Consider the following 15,779-nt stretch of genomic DNA (forward strand, 5'->3'; position numbering starts at 1 on the left):
GAGGCCTTGTTTGCGAACGGCGAGGAGGAGGCGCAGGCTGGGGTTGCGGTGATACCCGACCCGGCGGACCGCGGGTGCGACATGGCGTGAGGTGCACCAATGGACAGGGATGCCACATCGTCGGCTTCCGTTCAGGCGTGGCCGCCTCGGGCAGCGCTTGCCACGGTGGACGGCCAAGGTGTCGTGATCGCGTGGAGCGCGGCGGCACAGAGGCTTCTGGGCTACGAGCCGGGCGAGGTGATCGGTCGGGACGCGATGCGACTGCTTCCGGAGCCTCTCCCGGATCCCGTCCTGCGCTGCTGCGCCGAGTACCGGGCATGGCGTGACGTGATCACCGTGCGGCACCGTGACGGCCGCCTCCTGCGGGTGGGCCTGGAGGCGACCGCCCTGTGGGACGCGCGGGGGGAAGTGCAGTGGTCCCTGGCGAGCCCGGCACACGACTGGGCGGCGGCCACGGGCACCGGCGGCTCCGACGCCTGGGACATGACAGAGATCAAGAGCTGGGCGATGGAGCAGTTGCCGCTGCCCATGGCGCTCTACGACCGTCACGGGCTGCGGATGGCCGTGAACGCGGCCATGACACGCACGCTGGGCAAGCCAGAGCGGGAATTGCTCGGTTTGCCCCTCGGCTACTCCCGAGCCGGGCAGCACATCAAAGGCCTGGAAGGCCTCGACGCAACCGTCGAGCAGGTGTGGCAGAGCGGCAGGACAGTGCGGCTGGAAGAACATTTCCGTCCAGCCGACGAGGCCCACACCCGCGCGGTGATGTTCTCGCTCTACCCGGTGAAGGACCGCACCGGCCAGACCCGTGCGGTAGCACTCGCTCCGGCGGACATCACGGAGCAGTTTCATGCACGTCAACGGCTGAGCATCCTCAACGATGCCGGCCTTCGTATCGGCACCACCCTCGACCTGACACGCACTGCGGAGGAGCTGGCAGAAGTCGGCACGGACCATTTCGCCGACTTTGCCGTCATCGACCTCCTCGACAGTGTCATGAGGGACCATCCAACGGAGACGATTCCCTCCAGCCCGGTCTTTCGCCGGGTCGCCCAGCGGTCCGTGCTGCCCGGCTGCCCAGAGGCGGTGATGCCGATCGGGACGGTGCACAGCCATCCCGAGGATTCACCGCCGGCACGAGCGCTGGCCGCATGCCGCGCGCTGCCCCATTACATCGATGACACCACCAGGCGCTGGTGGGCGACGAACGACCCGGAACGGGCCCGTGTCATCGACGCCTACGGCTTCCACTCGTCGATTGCCGCGCCGCTCCGGGCCCGCGAAACCACGCTGGGCGTGGCGATCTTCATCCGCCACCGCACTCCGGAACCCTTCGACGAGGACGATCTACGGCTGGCCGAGGACCTCGCGGCCCGGGCAGCCGTCTGTGTGGACAACGCACGCCGCTACACCCACGAACGCCGGACCGCGCTCACGCTGCAGAACAGCCTGTTGCCGCTTCAGGGGCCCCGCCAGGCAGCCGTGGAAGTCGCGCACCGCTATCTGCCCGCCGACCCCGCGATCGGCATCGGCGGCGACTGGTTCGACGTCATCCCGCTGTCCGGCGCACGGGTCGCACTCGTCGTGGGAGACGTGGTCGGGCACGGAATCGAGGCCTCCGCCACCATGGGCCGGTTGTGCACCGCGGTCCGTACGCTGGCCGACATCGATCTCGCGCCCGACGAATTGCTCACCCAGCTCGACGACCTCGTACTCCGCCTTGACCGCGAGGCGACGCCGGGTGAGGCAGACGGCCCGAACGGCGAGGTGGGAGCCACCTGTCTCTACGCCGTGTACGACCCGGTGTCGCGCCTCTGTTCCATGGCGACGGCCGGTCATCTCACACCGACTTTGGCAACTCCCGACGGCACCGTGCATTCCCTCGACCTCCCGGTCGGACCACCCCTGGGTGTGGGCGGCCTACCGTTCGAGACGAAGGACTTCGACATACCGGAAGGCAGCATCCTCGCCTGCTACACCGACGGCCTCGTGGAAGGGATCGACCGCGACATGGACGTCGGACGGAGCGTGCTCCAAGACGCCCTCGCCGATGCGCACGATTCTCTGGAGGACACGTGTGACACGGCGCTGGAGTCGCTGCGACCCGATCTGCGCACGGATGATGCCATTCTGCTGCTGGCTCGGACGCGGGCACTGGACGTCGGCCAGGTGGCCGGATGGGATCTCATCGCCGAACCGGCAGTCGTGGCCCACGCACGCAAGCTGGCCGACGACCAACTACTGGCCTGGAACCTTGCCGACCTCACCTTCATCAGCGAACTCGTGATCAGCGAACTTGTCACCAACGCCATCCGCTACGGCCACCCGCCCGTGCATCTTCGCCTGATCCGCGATACGTCACTCATCGTGGAAGTGAGCGACGGCAGCAGCACAGCCCCGCACCTGCGTCGCGCCCGCGCCTTCGACGAAGGGGGCCGGGGCCTGCTCATCGTCGCCCAGCTCACCCAGCGCTGGGGCTGCAGGCACGCCCCCACCGGCAAGACCATCTGGGCGGAAATACCCCTCGCCACCCAGCTGGCATGATCGACCTGACGCCCGGTTGTCGCACGACACTGCGGGGCAGTCACCGCGGGGGGCGGCGTGGTCTGTAAGGCGTCAGCAGGCCTTTGCCGGCTGACGCCCCACAACTGCTGTCGACACAGCAGCCATGTCAGCCCTTGGCCGAACGCGCCGAGCCCCACAGAGCACCGGGATTGACGCGGTCGGGGTGGATCTTCAGCATCGCCTGGTACAGCTCCTCGGTGGAGCCGGTGCTCTCGACGCACTCCTCGAAGTCGTCGATGTACCCGCGGGTCTCGGCGAGGATGTCCGGGGAGTCGGGCCGGTCGGCACGCTTGTGTCCGGCCACGACGTGGGCGGGGTCGAGGCCGGCGATCACGTCGATCGCCTCCTTCCACGCCGCGCGGCCTTCACGCGGGGACTCGGCGAGGTAGAGGTGCACGTCGTTGTAGGCGGCGTCGCCCGCGACGACGAGGCCGATCGACGGGACGTGCAGCGCGGTCGTGTCGTCGGTGTCGGTGTGGCCGAGCGGCACGATCGTCAGCTCCCGGTCCTCGAGTTCGAGCGCCGTCCCCTCCACCGGCTCGGCGGCGACGAGACGGTCCGGGATCTGTCCCGGGAACCGTGTGTTCCAGAAGCTCTCGACGAAGCCCGGGTCCATCTGCTTCGTCATGTGCTCGACGACCGCCGGCGTGGCGACCGGCCGGGCGTTCGGGAAACGCTCCAGGAGGGTCGCCAGGCCGAACCAGTGGTCCCCGTGTCCGTGGGTGACGTAGATCGTCGTCAGGTTCCGGTCGAACGACTCCACCCAGTCGGCGAGTGCGGCCGCCTGCTGGGCCGTCATCACCGGGTCGACGAGCACCGCGTCGCGCTCGCCGTAGACGAGCGTCGAGGAGATGGGCGACCACATCCGCCGTTCCACTCCCGGCGGCAGATCGCTGATCGCCGTCGGGATGGAGGGTGAGACGTGGACCGCGTAGCGCAGATCCCTGTTGCCGGCCAAGGCCTACTCCTGTCCTTCGGTGGTGTCGCGGAGGTGTTCGCGGAACCAGCCGAGCGCCTCCGTACTGGCGGGTTCGAACTGGCTGCCGTAGGGGTCGAAGTGACCACCCGGAATGAGGATCAGCTTCTTGGGCTCGAGGGCGTCCTCGTAGGCTTCCAGAGCGACGTCCGTCACCGTCAGGTAGTCGTCCTTGGCCACGATCATGAGCAGCGGCGTGGGGGACACCCTACGGATGAACGCCCCGGGGTCGTACATGCGCGCCATGCGGGTGGACCGTACGGTCACGCGGTTCTCCCAGACGCCCTCGGGCAGCTCCTGGAGATAGAAGTCGACCGCGTCGCTGGAGTAGTAGGAGGCGCGGACCGCCGGATCGCTGCTGACGACCTGCTGGTACTGGAGCGGTTCCCCGCGGGCGGCGCCGCGCTCCTCCTCCGCGAACCCCTCTTCGAGGGCGGGAACGAGATGCGGAGGCACCCGTCGCTGTGCCTGCCGGTAGCCGTTGATGTTCGGGACCTGCGCGACGACGGCCTTGAGGCGGCGGTCGGTGGCGCCGAGCACGAGGGCGTGCCCGCCGGCGAAGCTGCTGCCCCACACGCCGATCCGGTCCGGATCGACCTCCGGCTGCGCCTCCAGGAAGGAGATCGCCCGACGCCAGTCCTCGGCCTGCACCCACGGGTTGACGTCCTGACGGGGTTCCCCGTCGCTGGCGCCGAACGTGCGGTGGTCATGGAGCAGTACGGCGAAGCCCGCGTCGGCGAACCGGCGGGCAAAGCCCTCCAGGGCGTGCTCCTTGACGCCCGCATAGCCGTGGGCCATGGAGATGGCCGGGTGAGGCCCTTCGCCGTCCGGTACGAAGTACCACCCGCGCAGGGTCACCCCGCCCTCGGCAGTGAACGCCACGTCTCGCTTGTCAACCATGGTTTCTCATTCCTGTCCTCGCATTTCCCTGCCCCCCACGGCGGGCGGGGGGCCCGAACGGCCTGCTGCCGCCTCGCGGTTGTCCGCGAGCCACGACTCGATCTGCTTCCAGCCCTCGGGCCACTGCGCATCGAGCATCATGCTGTGCCCGACGCCCTCGATCTCCCGGATGTCCGCCTCATAGCGCTTCGCCGTGGCCCGCACGGAGACGAACGGGACGAGCCGGTCCTCGGCGGCGGCGAGTACCAGGGCCGGCAGCGGCGGCACGCGCGTCGGCAGGTGGAACAGGAACTGGTACTGGACGAGCGGGGAATCAGGCGTCAGGCGCTTGCCCAGCTCGGCCGTCCCAGGGGCGTCCGGCTTGGCGTGGAGCATATGAGGACCCAGCCGGAGCGGTCTGCCGGCCAGGTAGCGCGGCACTTCCCACGGCTGCCGGCGCAGTACCGACAGCACCGTGTGCACCGCGGGACGCGGGGGAAGCGGAGCAACCAGGATCATCGCGGCGGCCCCCGCCGCCACGGCCGCCCGTTGGACGACGAGTCCGCCCATGGAATGCCCGATCAGCACGACGGGCCCGGGGATCGAGCGCGCGGCACGGACGACGTCGGCTTCATAGTCGCTCAGCACCGCTCGGGCAGCCGTGCCACCGCTGCCGCCATGTCCGCGCAGGGAGATCGCCCAGCTGTCGTGGCCCGCCGCGGCCGCCGCGGACATCCAGTCCTCCCAGCACCAGGCGGCGTAGCCAAGACCGTGTACGAACAGCAACCGGGCTGATCCCGGGGCCACGGGACCCGTGGGCGCGGCGTGGAGCAGTTCCAGTGCCGGCTCGCCGAGGGCACCAGGAAGCGTCGTTGCTTTCATAGCGGCGGACCCTAGCAGGCGTGTACATAGGTTACAACGGTATGACTCTGTCATTTCTCATGCGTCTGAACACCTGGTGTTGTCATAGGCGTAAGAGCTACGCTCCTGTACCAATCAGAGTCGACCCCTCTCGCCCCGTGCTTCCCGGGCGATCGACATCCCAACGCGTCGACCAGGGCGTTCAACGGAGAGTGCAATGATCATCGATACGGCATCGCTCGACGCCAGGTCGAGCTACAAACTCCTCATCGGCAGCGTTCTGCCGCGCGCGATCGCCTGGGTCAGCACCCGGTCGACCGCGGGCATCGGCAACGTGGCTCCAGTGTCCTTCTTCACCGTCGTCAGCCGCCTGCCTCCCATCGTGTCGATCTCCCTTCAGCCCCGCTCCGACGAGGTCACCCTGAAGGACACGTTCGTCAACATCCGGGACACCGGCGAATTCGTGGTCAACATGGCGTCGATCGGCCAGGCCGACGCGGTGCACCGCTCCGCCTTCGAGTTCGACCCGGAGGTCGACGAATTCGAGGCCCTCGGCCTGGAGAAGGCCGAGTGTGAGGTCGTGGCTGCGCCCAGGATCGCCGGCGCTCCTGTTTCCATGGAGTGCGTGGTCGATCGGATCATTCCCATGCCCCCGATGCCGGACCACGTGGTCTGGGGGCGGGTGAAGCGCTTCCACGTGCGTGACGACCTCTACCTGCCGGGCGGGCGCATCGACACCGGTGCCCTGGGGGCCGTCGGGCGCCTGGCCGCCGAGTACTCGCTCGTCGACAACATCTTCACCACCCCGCTTCCCGAGGAACTCGTCGAACATCTGCGCGTGACGCGCAGCGCACGGCTCGACGAACGCCCGACGGACTTCTCACCCATCGACACGGCGGAATGGTCGCCTTCCGGATCAACCAAGACAGGAACGAAATGACCAGAGACTCTCTTCGCATCGACCCCGCTGTCGCTGGTGCGGGCGATGTGCTCCCCGGGGCGCCGACCCTGCTGCTCGTCCACGGCTTCCTGGACGACGCCACCGTCTGGGACGGCTTCGTCGAGGCCCTGGACGGCGCCGCCGCGACGGCGCGCCTCGATCTTCCGGGGTCCGGGACCCGAGCGTCCGCCCCGCTGGACACGGAGAAACTGAGCCTGGCCCTCTTCGCCGACGAGATCGCATCCGTCATCGACGACATCGAGGGACCGGTCGTCCTGGTGGGCCAGAGCCTGGGCACCCAGGTCGCCGAACTCGCGGCCGCCGCCCGGCCCGAGCGCGTCGCCGGACTGGTTCTGCTCACGCCGGTTCCCCTCGGAGGCACCCGACTGCCGGAAGAGGCCGTCGAGCCGTTCCGGGCCCTCGGCGGGAACGCGGAGGTCCAGCGTGCCGTGCGCACGCAGCTCTCGCCGGCGCTCGACAACGAGGCACTGGACGCACTGGGCCGCAGCGGCCTGCTGGTGGCCCCGCCCGTGGTCGCACGGTACGTCGACCTGTGGAACGGCGGTGTCGACGCGGCCCCGGAGCAGAGTGCGTACCCCGGCCCCGTCCTCATCGTCCGCGGCGACAGCGACGGCTTCGTCACCGAGGACCTGGTCACCGGAGCCATCGCGCCTCGCTTCCCCGGTGCGCGCGTGGCGACGGTTTCCGGCGGCGGACACTGGCTGCACGTGGAACACCCCCTTGCCCTGGTCCACGAAGTCCTCGGTTTCCTCCGGAACCTGAACGCCGATGACGCCGCCTCGGGCTGGCGCAGCGGCTTCTCGGAGCAGTCCGAGAACACCTTCGCCGAGGGCTTCGCGGAGGACGTCGTACTGGAGGCCAGCGTCCTCGCCCGGCCGATCACCGGTCGGACGCTCGTCGCCTCGACGCTCGCCACCGCGAGCGCGATCTACGATTCGCTGGAATTCACGGCCGAGGCCTCCCAGGGAACCACGACCTACCTGCAGTGGGAGGCGACCGCGTTCGGCGGAGTGGAGCTCTCCGGCGTCACCGTCCTGCAGAAGAACGCGGACGGGCAGGTCGTCCGGGCGGCGATCCACCATCGCCCGCTCGGAGCAGCCCTGCGCTTCTCCGCCGCGATCCGCGACCGGCTGGCCGGCATCGTCCCGCCCGATCACTTCTACGCCGGTGACCCGCAGCCCGCTCCGGGCGCGTGACCGAGTTCTCCCCACGTGTCCCGCGCGGGCGTCGACGTACCCGTGTTTGAAAGGAATGAAGTACCGATGAGTCATCTGGGTGTCGACATCGACGATCACGTCGCCGAGATCGTCCTGGACAACCCGCCGCAGAACCGCATCGACGAACAGATGGCGGAGGAGCTGCTCGCCGCGGTCGAGAAGGCGGAGTCATCCGGGGCGCGGGCGGTCCTGCTGCGTGCCGAAGGGCCTGACTTCTGTTTCGGCGGGGACATCGTCACCTGGCCCGACCTCGACGTGCGGCAGTTGCGGATGCTGTTCGAGCGGTACATGTTCGCGTTCAACCGCTTCGAGCAGATTCCCGTGCCGGTGATCGCGGCGGTGAACGGCCTGTGCTTCGGCGGCGGCTTCGAGCTCGCGCTGCGGTCCGACGTGATCTTCGCCGGGGAGGGGGCTCGGTTCGGGCACCCCGAGCAGACCCTGGGCATCGTCACGCTGCTGGGCGGCATCTACCGATCGGCCGCTCGTGCGGGTCGCGCCAGGGCCTACGAATGGGCGCTGAGCTCGGAACAGGTGCCCGCCGCCACCATGGCGGAGGCCGGCGTCGTCAACCGTCTCCTCCCCGACGGTGACGTCGTCGAGGCCGCTCGGTCGTTCGCGCGCAAGGTGGCCGCGGGGCCCACCCGGGCACATGCCGCGCACAAGGCGCTCTTGCGGGTGTGGGAGGCCGGGGGCGTGAAAGCCGCCGACGACGCGATGTTCGACATCGCGGTCCCCCTGTTCGAGTCCAAGGACGTGGCCGCCGGTCTGACGTCGGCCGTGTCGGCCTACAAGGCCGGCCTGCCCCGACCGTCCGTCGACTTCACCGGGGAGTAGACCCCCTCGGGGGCCGTCGCGCAGACGGCCCCCGCCTCCGTAGTCCCGCCATTGTCATAGGTGAAGGGGATAGGCTCTTACATGGGCCACCCCGGCCCACGAAGACACCAGGAGGACGAGATGACTACAGCGGTCCGATGGCCTGCGTCGGCTCGCTTTGAGGAAGTGAAAAGCGGCGCTCCAGATGGGCTGGGATTCGTACAGGATCTGTTGAACACCGCAAGCATGGGCAAGCCACGCCAGCCCGATCTCCTGGAGTCGCTGGACACGGCGGAGTCATGGCTGAAGTCCTCCCTCGCCGCACTCAGCCAGATCGACTCCAGCGCTCCCCTCGTGCCGCATCCCCTTGACGCAGGCGGCCTCGGCCGCCTCCGGTCGCTGCGCGACGCCCTCCGTGCCGCACTGGCCACCGGCCATGCCGAAGATCCGACAGAACCGTCCACCGCCGTCACCGTCCCGTCGATCGAGGTGACGGCAGCGATCAGTCTGGGCGCCGACGGCGCACAGCTGCACCCGCGTGGCAACGGTGTCGAAAGTGTCCGCTCATACGTCCTGATCCAGCTGGCCGCCGCCACCTACGCCGACACGATGCGCCGTCTGAAGGTGTGCGCGAACCCCCGCTGTCGCGGCGCGTTCTACGACCGCTCCAAGAACTGCTCACGCTTGTGGCACGACGTCACCACCTGTGGGAACACCCAGAACGTACGGGCCTACCGGGCCCGCCTGAAGGAACGCGGGGTCTCCTCGCAGAGCTGACGCGACGGCAGGTACGGCAAGCCCGGGCACTGCCGCACCTCTGACGGACACCCGGACGCTGAGCGGGTCCGTGCCGTCATGACGCTGACTGCCGTCCTCTCGGGGCTCTGGCGAGGATCTGTCGAGCCCGACGGAGAACCGGCTCGTCGACCATGGACCCCTGGAAGGTGAACACCCCGCCTTCGGCGCCCGAGGCGCGGGAGGCGTCCAGTACTGCTCGGGCCCATTCGGCCTCCTCGGCCGAAGGTGTGAAGGCAGTGCGCACGAAGGGAAGTTGCCGCGGGTGGATGCACACCTTCCCGGCGAACCCGGAAGCCGCCGCATCGGCGGCTTCCTCACTGAGCGCCGCCTCGTCGGCGATGTCCAGCACGACGGCGTCGAGTGCCGGCCTGTCCGCGGCAGCCGCCGCCAGGAGGACCGCGGAGCGGGCGTGCCGGGCAACGTCGCGGTACCGGCCGTCGTCGCGCCTGCTCGAGGTTCCCCCCAGAGCCGCTACGAGATCCTCGGCCCCCCACATCAGACCGGCGCAGCTGGGGGCGGCTGCGATCGCGAAGGCGTTCTGGACGCCGCGCGGTGTCTCGCACAACGCCACCACCGCAAACCCCTGCAAGGCGGCCACCTGGTCACCGGACTCGGCCTTGGCCAGCATGACGTGGCGGAACGGCAGACGAGCCAGGGCGTCGAGATCCGCGTGGTGGTCGTCGGTGCCCGCGGGATTGATCCGGATCACGGTCGCGGAGGGCGCGAGAACGTCAGCCGCGCGCAGCAGCTGTTCCCGCGCCTGCCGACGCCCGGTAGGGGCGACGGCGTCCTCCAGGTCGATGATGACCACGTCGGCGGCAGCGGCTGCCTTCGCGTAGCGGTCGGGCCTGTCGGCAGGGCAGAACAGCCAGGCCGGCCCCTTGGCGAACACGTCGGCGTCGTTCATCGGCTTCCCCCGGGCCGCAGGCGGACGAGGGTGACGCGAACCGCTTCGGCCACCACTTCCTCGTGCTGGTTCCGACCGACGTGTGAGAACCGGACCACGCCTTCCCCGGGCCGGGACTGCGACAGGCGTTTGTCCAGGACCTGCGTCTCCGCGTACAACGTGTCCCCGTGGAACAGCGGGTGCGGGAACGCGACTCGCTCGAAACCGAGATTGGCCGTGATGGTGCCCTGGGTGAGCTGGCCCACGGAGAGTCCGACGAGCGTGGACAGGGTGAGCATGCTGTTCACCAGCCGTTGTCCGAAGGGCTGCACGGCACTCCAGGCGGCGTCCAGGTGGAGGGACTGGCTGTTCATGGTCTGCGTCGTGAACAACACGTTGTCCGCCTCCGTGAGAGTCCGGCCCGGCCGGTGGAGGTAAACGCAGTCCGTGCTCAACTCCTCGTACCACAGCCCTCGTTGCTCGATCTGCTGGACGGTGCTGGTCATCTGCACATCCTCCTTGTGAACGCTATTGGCGTTCAATCTACCCCTTGTAAGGTACAGAGTGTAGTGTCCGTTCCTCCCGCTGGGGCCGCTCGTCCGGAGCGGACGCAGTTCGGCCAGGAGGTGGTATGTCAGCGATCGATTCCTCTTCGAGACCGTGGTGGCCTCGGAGGACGTGCCCTGGATCCCCATGCCGGGGGAGCAGTCGATGGAGGTGAAGTTCCGCTGGCAGAGCGCGGCGGCGGGTCAGGCGTTCGCCCAGACGCGCTTCCTGCCCGGCGGCAGCATGCCACCGCACCGACACGACGGCCGACATCGCTCGGGCGGGACAGGTCAGCTACCGGCCCGGGGAGACCAACTGGTCCATGTCCTGGACGGCCGAGCAGTCACCGCCGCGGGCCCGGCCCGGGCCGGTGCTCTGGTGCACCTGCCCCAAGGATCCGCTCACACGGTGAGCACCACGCACGGTTCACCGCGGTGAGCCACGAGTGGGACGCGCCCCGTGTCGAATCGGCAGAGCCGCACATCCCGTAGCCGACACTCAACGACCCTCAACGGAGAGGATCATCCATGCTCAGCCGACTCAGCACCGTCACGGAGACGGAACGAGACGACGCCACGCGGGCCGCGGGCGTGCTCGGCGCCCACGCGGTCGTCGTCGAATCCCGTGCGGTGCCGGCCGACGACGGCACACCACTGCACACCGACATCTACCACCCACAGGACGCGGCCCGCGGACCTGTCGTCCTCACCCGCACCCCCTACGGCCGGGCCAACTTCGCCGCACAGGGGATCTACTTCGCCTCGCACGGCTATCACTGCGTCATCCAGGACACGAGGGGTCCGTCCTCCTACTTCCACGAGAAGGACGACGGCAGAGCCACCGGCGCCTGGATCTCCCGACAACCCTGGTCCAACGGCGCGCTGGGCCTGTTCGGCTTCAGCTACATGGGCTTCGCCGCCTACGCAGCGGCGGCCGGCGCATCTGAGGGCCTCGGCGCTCTGGCCGTCAGCGCCTACAGCTCGGACCGCGTCTCGGCCTGGTATCCGGGCGGCTCCTTCGGGCTGGACCTCGCACTGTCGTGGGGCTCGCTGCAGAACACCGCTGACGGGGATGGCTCCACCGACCGGCCGTCGGGCGACCCTGCTACCGCCCTCGCCGAAGCGCCGCGCGATGCGACGGCCCCTGGATTTCTGACGCTTCCGCTGTCCACCGCGGACAAGGCCTACGGCGGACAGGAAATCCCCTTCTACCAGGAGCGGTTGCGCCACGGGCCGGACGACCCGCACTGGGCGCCCCTCGACTTCAGCGGCCTGCTCACCGACGGGACTCTGCCTCCGACACTGCTGATGGACGGCTGGTACGACTACCACCGCCCGCACATGTGGAACGACTTCGCCCGCTTGCGGCACAGCCGGCCCGGAGACCGCATGGTCACCGGACCGTGGAGCCACCTGATCGACCCGATCAGGAGCAATCGGGAAGTCCTCACCTGGTTCGATCGCCACCTTCGCCCGGAACAGGGCGAGGCAGCGACCGACGTGGCCGTGACGGTCTACGTGACCCCCGACGCCGGCTGGCGGGACTTCGCGACCTGGCCCGCCCCCGACACCCGGCTCCGCAGCTGGTACCTGGGCGCGGGCGGAACGCTGAACACCGAGGCCCCGGACGGTGACGCCGGTCTTGTCGACGCGTACGTGTACGACCCCGCCGACCCGACACCGGCGGTCGCTCTGGCCAGTTTCGCTCCCGCGGACCTCATGGCGAGCACGGACAACCGGCCCTTGGAAGCCCGCGGTGACGTGCTGGTCTACACGAGCTCCGCACTGGACGCACCGCTCACGCTCCTGGGGGAGGTGAGTGTCGATCTGTGGGTCGACTCCTCCACCCCGCACACCGACTTCTTCGCGCGGATCACCGACGTACAGCCGGACGGGCGCTCCCTGCGCATAGCCGAAACCCTGATCCGTCTCAGCGGCGAGAAGGGCCTGGCCGACGGCTCCGGGCCGCTGCACCTCTCGCTGGACCTGGGAACGGTCGCACATCGGTTGGCCGTGGGTCACCGCCTGCGCCTGCAGGTGTCCAGCGGCGCGCACCCGTTCTACGCACGCAATCTCGGCACCGGTGAACCGCTCGCCTCGGGCACCCGCATGGTCCCGGCGCATCAGGCGCTTCACTTCGGGGCGGCCCCATGCCCGTCCCGAGTCACGGTACGGTGCGGATCCGACGCGGATTAGCCCCGCGCAGCGCGGGCGCCCGGTGGTCTGCGGTCCCGTTCACCGGATCCGCAGACCACCAGGCATGTCAGGCGACGACGCCGCTGTCACGCAGCTGCCTGATCGTCATGGCCTCGTACCCGAGTTCGGCGAGCACGTCGTCGGTGTGTTCGCCGAGGGCGGGGGGAGCGGACCGGTGCCGGGCCCGGTCCCCGTCCATCCGCAGGGGGGTGTCCACCAGCCGAAGGTCCGGAATATCGGGATGCGGAACCGTGGTCAGCAGCCCGAGGGCCGCGACCTGTTCGTCATCGGCCAGATCGGCGACCGTGCGCACCCGATTGCAGGGCACTCCGCGCTTGGCCAGGCGCTCTTCCCAGGTTTCCGCATCCGCGGCGAGGAACGCCGGTCTCAGCAGCGAGCGCAGTTCGTCCTTGTGTCCGACACGGTCGCCGTTGGTACGGAACCGCTCGTCCGAGGCGAGTCCGGGCAGTCCCAGCTCGCTCACGAGCGCCGTGAAGGACCGGTCGTTGCCGGCTGAGACCAGCAGATCGCCGTCGGCCGTCGGAAAGACCTCGTACGGCGCGATGAACGGTGTCCCCGTGCCCTGACGGCGCGGAACCACGCCGCTGCCCAGGTAGCCCGTGAGGTGGTACGACATCCACCAGGTCGCCGTTTCGAACAGGCTGGCCTCCACATGGGAGCCGTGCCCCGTGTCGGCACGGTTCGCCAGGGCCGCCTGGATGCCGATCGCGGCCCACAGGGCGGTTCCCAGATCGATGGCGCCGATGCCCAGCCGTGCCGGTGGCCCGTCGGGGTATCCGGTCATGTCCATGATGCCGGTCGCCGCCTGCAGCACGGGGTCGTAGCCGGGTCGGTCCTTCATCGGTCCCGTTCCGCCGTAGGCGCTGACCGAGCAGTAGACGAGGGAGGGGTTGACCGTCCTCAGGTCCTCGTATCCCAGTGCACGCTTCGTGAGCGATCCCGGCCGGAAGCTCTCCACCAGGACGTCACAACGGGCCGCGAGGTCTCTGATGATCGCCTGACCGTCCGGCTCGTCGAGATCGACGGCGATGCTGCGCTTGTTGCGGTTGGCCGTGAGGAAGGTGGCGCTGTGCCCGTTCCAGAGCGGCGGGGCCCAGGACCGTGTGTCGTCACCGCCTGCGGGCGTCTCCACCTTGATCACGTCGGCCCCGAGATCGGCGAGGAGCATGGTGCAGAAGGGCCCGGCCAGATTGCGTGTCAGGTCCAGTACACGGACTCCCGCCAGCGAGCGGGACAGCGGCGTGGTCTGCATGGGCACCACCTCAGGTGAACGCTTAAAGGGGCAATTTCTTTCTTTGTAGCGTACAGCTTGAGGGTGTGCCTCGACAGAGTGCTTGGTCACACACGGCGAAAGCGAGGAAGAGGGAGGTCTGCCGGTGTCACATTCGGCCGCTGGCCCGCAGCGCGGCTCCTGGATCACCCAGGCGGCCCGAAAGGGCGCGAGACGTCTCGACGACCAGGTCCGCCAGTTCCGCGCGCGGCATGTTGTCGAAGCGTTGCTGGGGGGCGATGACGGCCACGCTGCTCGTCACTTCCTGGCCGAGCATGATGGGCGCTGCCACACCGGCGGCTGCCAGATTGACCTCGTCGAAGCTGAAGGCGAAGCCGTCTCGCCGCACCTCGGCCAGGTGGGCCTCCAGTTCCTCCGGGCTTTTGGCGGTGGTCTCGGTCAGCGGAGTGAGCCCTAGTTCGCAGAGCGCCTTTCGTTCCTCCTCGGGACGGAAGGCGAGGATGGCCAGTGCGCTCGCTCCCGCATGGGCCGGCATCCACTGGAACAGGTCCGGTACGAAGCGGACGCTGTGGCGGCTCTCCGCGGCCGCCACGAACATGCGGGCCTTGCGATACGGATCGTAGACAGTCAGCAGAGCGGTCTCTCCGGTCCGATCGCGCAGTGCCTCCAGCGCGTCGGCGGCCGCGTGGAAAGGCTGCTTGCGCTGGGCGAGGGCGGCCAGCCGATAGAACTCCCATCCGAGTTCCCAGCGCCCCGACGGGCCGGACGCCACAAGACTGGTCTCGCAGGCCGTTTCCAGGGTCCGCTGCAGGGAACTCGGCGGTGTGCCGAGTCGGCGAGCCAGTTCGCGCAGCCCGACCGACGTGTCCTCCATCTCCGCCAGAGCGGCGAGCGCGCGAGTCAGCGCCCCCATCGGATTGCGCTCGCGTTTCGTCGGCTGCGCCCCCGCGTTCATGTCTTCCGCCTCCCTGCCGTGCGCGTACGCCAGTAGCGTACATTCACGCGCCGGCAGCTGAACTTCGCTTTCCGTCGTTCCTCAGGGCGCGACGGGCGTCCGCGAGCGACTCGGCGTCGATGCGCGAGGTCGACAGTGTCGATCCCCTCGCAAGCAGGCCCAGCACGACGTGAGCGAAAGGCGGCCGCTACCGCTCGGGCCCGGCGCTCAACACCGCGAGGACGTTGTTGATGCCCTGGTCGAGGACTTCTCGGGAGAGGTGCGGGTCGGTCAGGGCGCGGGACATTTGCAGTGTCCCGACCATCATGGCGAAGACGCTGAGCGCTTTCGCTCGCGCCGAGGGCGGGTCGTCGGGCGCCAGGCGGGCGGCGAGGTCGTCCATGACGACCAGCACGCCGTCGGTGAACGTCCGCCTGGTCGCGTCCGCGCAGCGTCCGATCTCGTCGAGCAGGGCGGCGGACGGGCAGCCGTCCTCGGGGTTGTCACGGTGCTCGACCGACAGGTACCCGCGCACGAACTGCTCCAGGCCGGCCTGGTCGGTCGGTTGCTCGCTGAAGCTCGCGCTCTGTGCGCGCAGCTGGTCGGCGACCACGTTGGCGACGAGGTCCTCCTTCGACTCGAAGTGGGCGTAGAAGGCGCCGTTGGTCAGCCCTGCGTCCGCCATGAGCGTGGAGATGCCCGAGCCGTCGATGCCGTCCCGCTTCAACCGGCGGCCGGCCGCCTCGACGATCCGCTGCCTCGTCGCCTGCTTGTGCTCTTTGCCGTACCGGGCCATACGCCCCTCCCTCGTCACTTCGCTGGAAGGACCGCTTGCCCTCCGCACAACTCTCACTCTAGGATAATCGCATTACGACCATAATCCAATGCGTTCAGGA

The 15,779-nt window shown here is 69.0% G+C and carries 14 protein-coding genes; 6 read left to right on the plus strand and 8 right to left on the minus strand.

Annotation, left to right across the window (positions count from 1 at the left end; genetic code table 11):
• Positions 1 to 99 precede the first annotated feature (99 nt).
• The gene (locus ACIBAF_RS35880) at positions 100 to 2,544 is read left to right on the plus strand and encodes a SpoIIE family protein phosphatase (RefSeq protein ID WP_399468557.1); all 2,445 of its coding nucleotides are present in this window, start codon (positions 100 to 102) and stop codon (positions 2,542 to 2,544) included.
• A gap of 127 nt (positions 2,545 to 2,671) precedes the next feature.
• Here the strand turns inward: ACIBAF_RS35880 and ACIBAF_RS35885 are convergent, their stop codons facing one another.
• From ACIBAF_RS35885 to ACIBAF_RS35895, 3 genes are read right to left on the minus strand one after another with little or no spacing between them, the layout of a single operon-like run.
• Positions 2,672 to 3,523: an MBL fold metallo-hydrolase gene (locus ACIBAF_RS35885; RefSeq protein ID WP_399468559.1), complete on the minus strand. Its 852-nt coding sequence runs from the start codon at positions 3,521 to 3,523 to the stop codon at positions 2,672 to 2,674.
• A gap of 3 nt (positions 3,524 to 3,526) precedes the next feature.
• Positions 3,527 to 4,441, minus strand: coding sequence for an alpha/beta hydrolase (locus ACIBAF_RS35890; protein WP_399468561.1), 915 nt, complete (start codon positions 4,439 to 4,441; stop codon positions 3,527 to 3,529).
• Between the two features lie 6 nt (positions 4,442 to 4,447).
• Complete coding sequence (locus ACIBAF_RS35895; RefSeq protein WP_399468563.1) at positions 4,448 to 5,302, minus strand: alpha/beta hydrolase; 855 nt, start codon at positions 5,300 to 5,302, stop codon at positions 4,448 to 4,450.
• A 196-nt stretch (positions 5,303 to 5,498) separates the two neighbouring features.
• On the opposite strand from ACIBAF_RS35895, the gene ACIBAF_RS35900 reads away from it, so the two are divergent.
• The 4 genes from ACIBAF_RS35900 (at position 5,499) to ACIBAF_RS35915 (ending at position 9,049) form a co-directional block, all read left to right on the plus strand.
• Positions 5,499 to 6,221, plus strand: a complete 723-nt coding sequence (locus ACIBAF_RS35900; protein ID WP_399468565.1) for a flavin reductase family protein — start codon at positions 5,499 to 5,501, stop codon at positions 6,219 to 6,221.
• Positions 6,218 to 7,438: an alpha/beta fold hydrolase gene (locus tag ACIBAF_RS35905; protein ID WP_399468567.1), complete on the plus strand. Its 1,221-nt coding sequence runs from the start codon at positions 6,218 to 6,220 to the stop codon at positions 7,436 to 7,438. Before ACIBAF_RS35900 ends, ACIBAF_RS35905 begins: the two co-directional genes overlap by 4 nt.
• Positions 7,439 to 7,504: 66 nt before the next feature.
• The gene (locus ACIBAF_RS35910; RefSeq protein WP_399468569.1) at positions 7,505 to 8,293 is read left to right on the plus strand and encodes an enoyl-CoA hydratase/isomerase family protein; all 789 of its coding nucleotides are present in this window, start codon (positions 7,505 to 7,507) and stop codon (positions 8,291 to 8,293) included.
• Positions 8,294 to 8,413: 120 nt separating this feature from the next.
• A complete protein-coding gene (locus ACIBAF_RS35915; RefSeq protein ID WP_399468571.1) occupies positions 8,414 to 9,049 on the plus strand; it encodes a CGNR zinc finger domain-containing protein in 636 nt (211 codons plus the stop codon).
• A gap of 76 nt (positions 9,050 to 9,125) precedes the next feature.
• On the opposite strand, the gene ACIBAF_RS35920 is transcribed toward ACIBAF_RS35915, so the two are convergent.
• Both ACIBAF_RS35920 and ACIBAF_RS35925 read right to left on the minus strand, forming a co-directional pair.
• On the minus strand, positions 9,126 to 9,977 hold the full coding sequence (locus tag ACIBAF_RS35920) for an HpcH/HpaI aldolase/citrate lyase family protein (protein ID WP_399468573.1): 852 nt from the start codon (positions 9,975 to 9,977) through the stop codon (positions 9,126 to 9,128).
• Complete coding sequence (locus ACIBAF_RS35925) at positions 9,974 to 10,462, minus strand: MaoC family dehydratase (protein WP_399468575.1); 489 nt, start codon at positions 10,460 to 10,462, stop codon at positions 9,974 to 9,976. The genes ACIBAF_RS35920 and ACIBAF_RS35925 overlap by 4 nt, the downstream gene beginning before the upstream one ends.
• Positions 10,463 to 11,029: 567 nt before the next feature.
• Here ACIBAF_RS35925 and ACIBAF_RS35930 point away from each other — a divergent pair.
• Entirely contained in the window at positions 11,030 to 12,697 is a 1,668-nt protein-coding gene (locus ACIBAF_RS35930) for a CocE/NonD family hydrolase (protein ID WP_399468577.1), read from the plus strand.
• A 67-nt stretch (positions 12,698 to 12,764) separates the two neighbouring features.
• On the opposite strand, the gene ACIBAF_RS35935 is transcribed toward ACIBAF_RS35930, so the two are convergent.
• From ACIBAF_RS35935 to ACIBAF_RS35945, 3 genes are all read right to left on the minus strand, one after another.
• Positions 12,765 to 13,970, minus strand: coding sequence for a CaiB/BaiF CoA transferase family protein (locus tag ACIBAF_RS35935; RefSeq protein WP_399468579.1), 1,206 nt, complete (start codon positions 13,968 to 13,970; stop codon positions 12,765 to 12,767).
• Between the two features lie 127 nt (positions 13,971 to 14,097).
• On the minus strand, positions 14,098 to 14,904 hold the full coding sequence (locus ACIBAF_RS35940) for an IclR family transcriptional regulator (RefSeq protein ID WP_399468581.1): 807 nt from the start codon (positions 14,902 to 14,904) through the stop codon (positions 14,098 to 14,100).
• Between the two features lie 187 nt (positions 14,905 to 15,091).
• Complete coding sequence (locus ACIBAF_RS35945; RefSeq protein ID WP_399468583.1) at positions 15,092 to 15,679, minus strand: TetR/AcrR family transcriptional regulator; 588 nt, start codon at positions 15,677 to 15,679, stop codon at positions 15,092 to 15,094.
• Positions 15,680 to 15,779 lie beyond the last annotated feature (100 nt).

It is taken from the genome of Streptomyces sp. NPDC051677 (genome assembly GCF_044453465.1).
Lineage (GTDB): Bacteria > Actinomycetota > Actinomycetes > Streptomycetales > Streptomycetaceae > Streptomyces.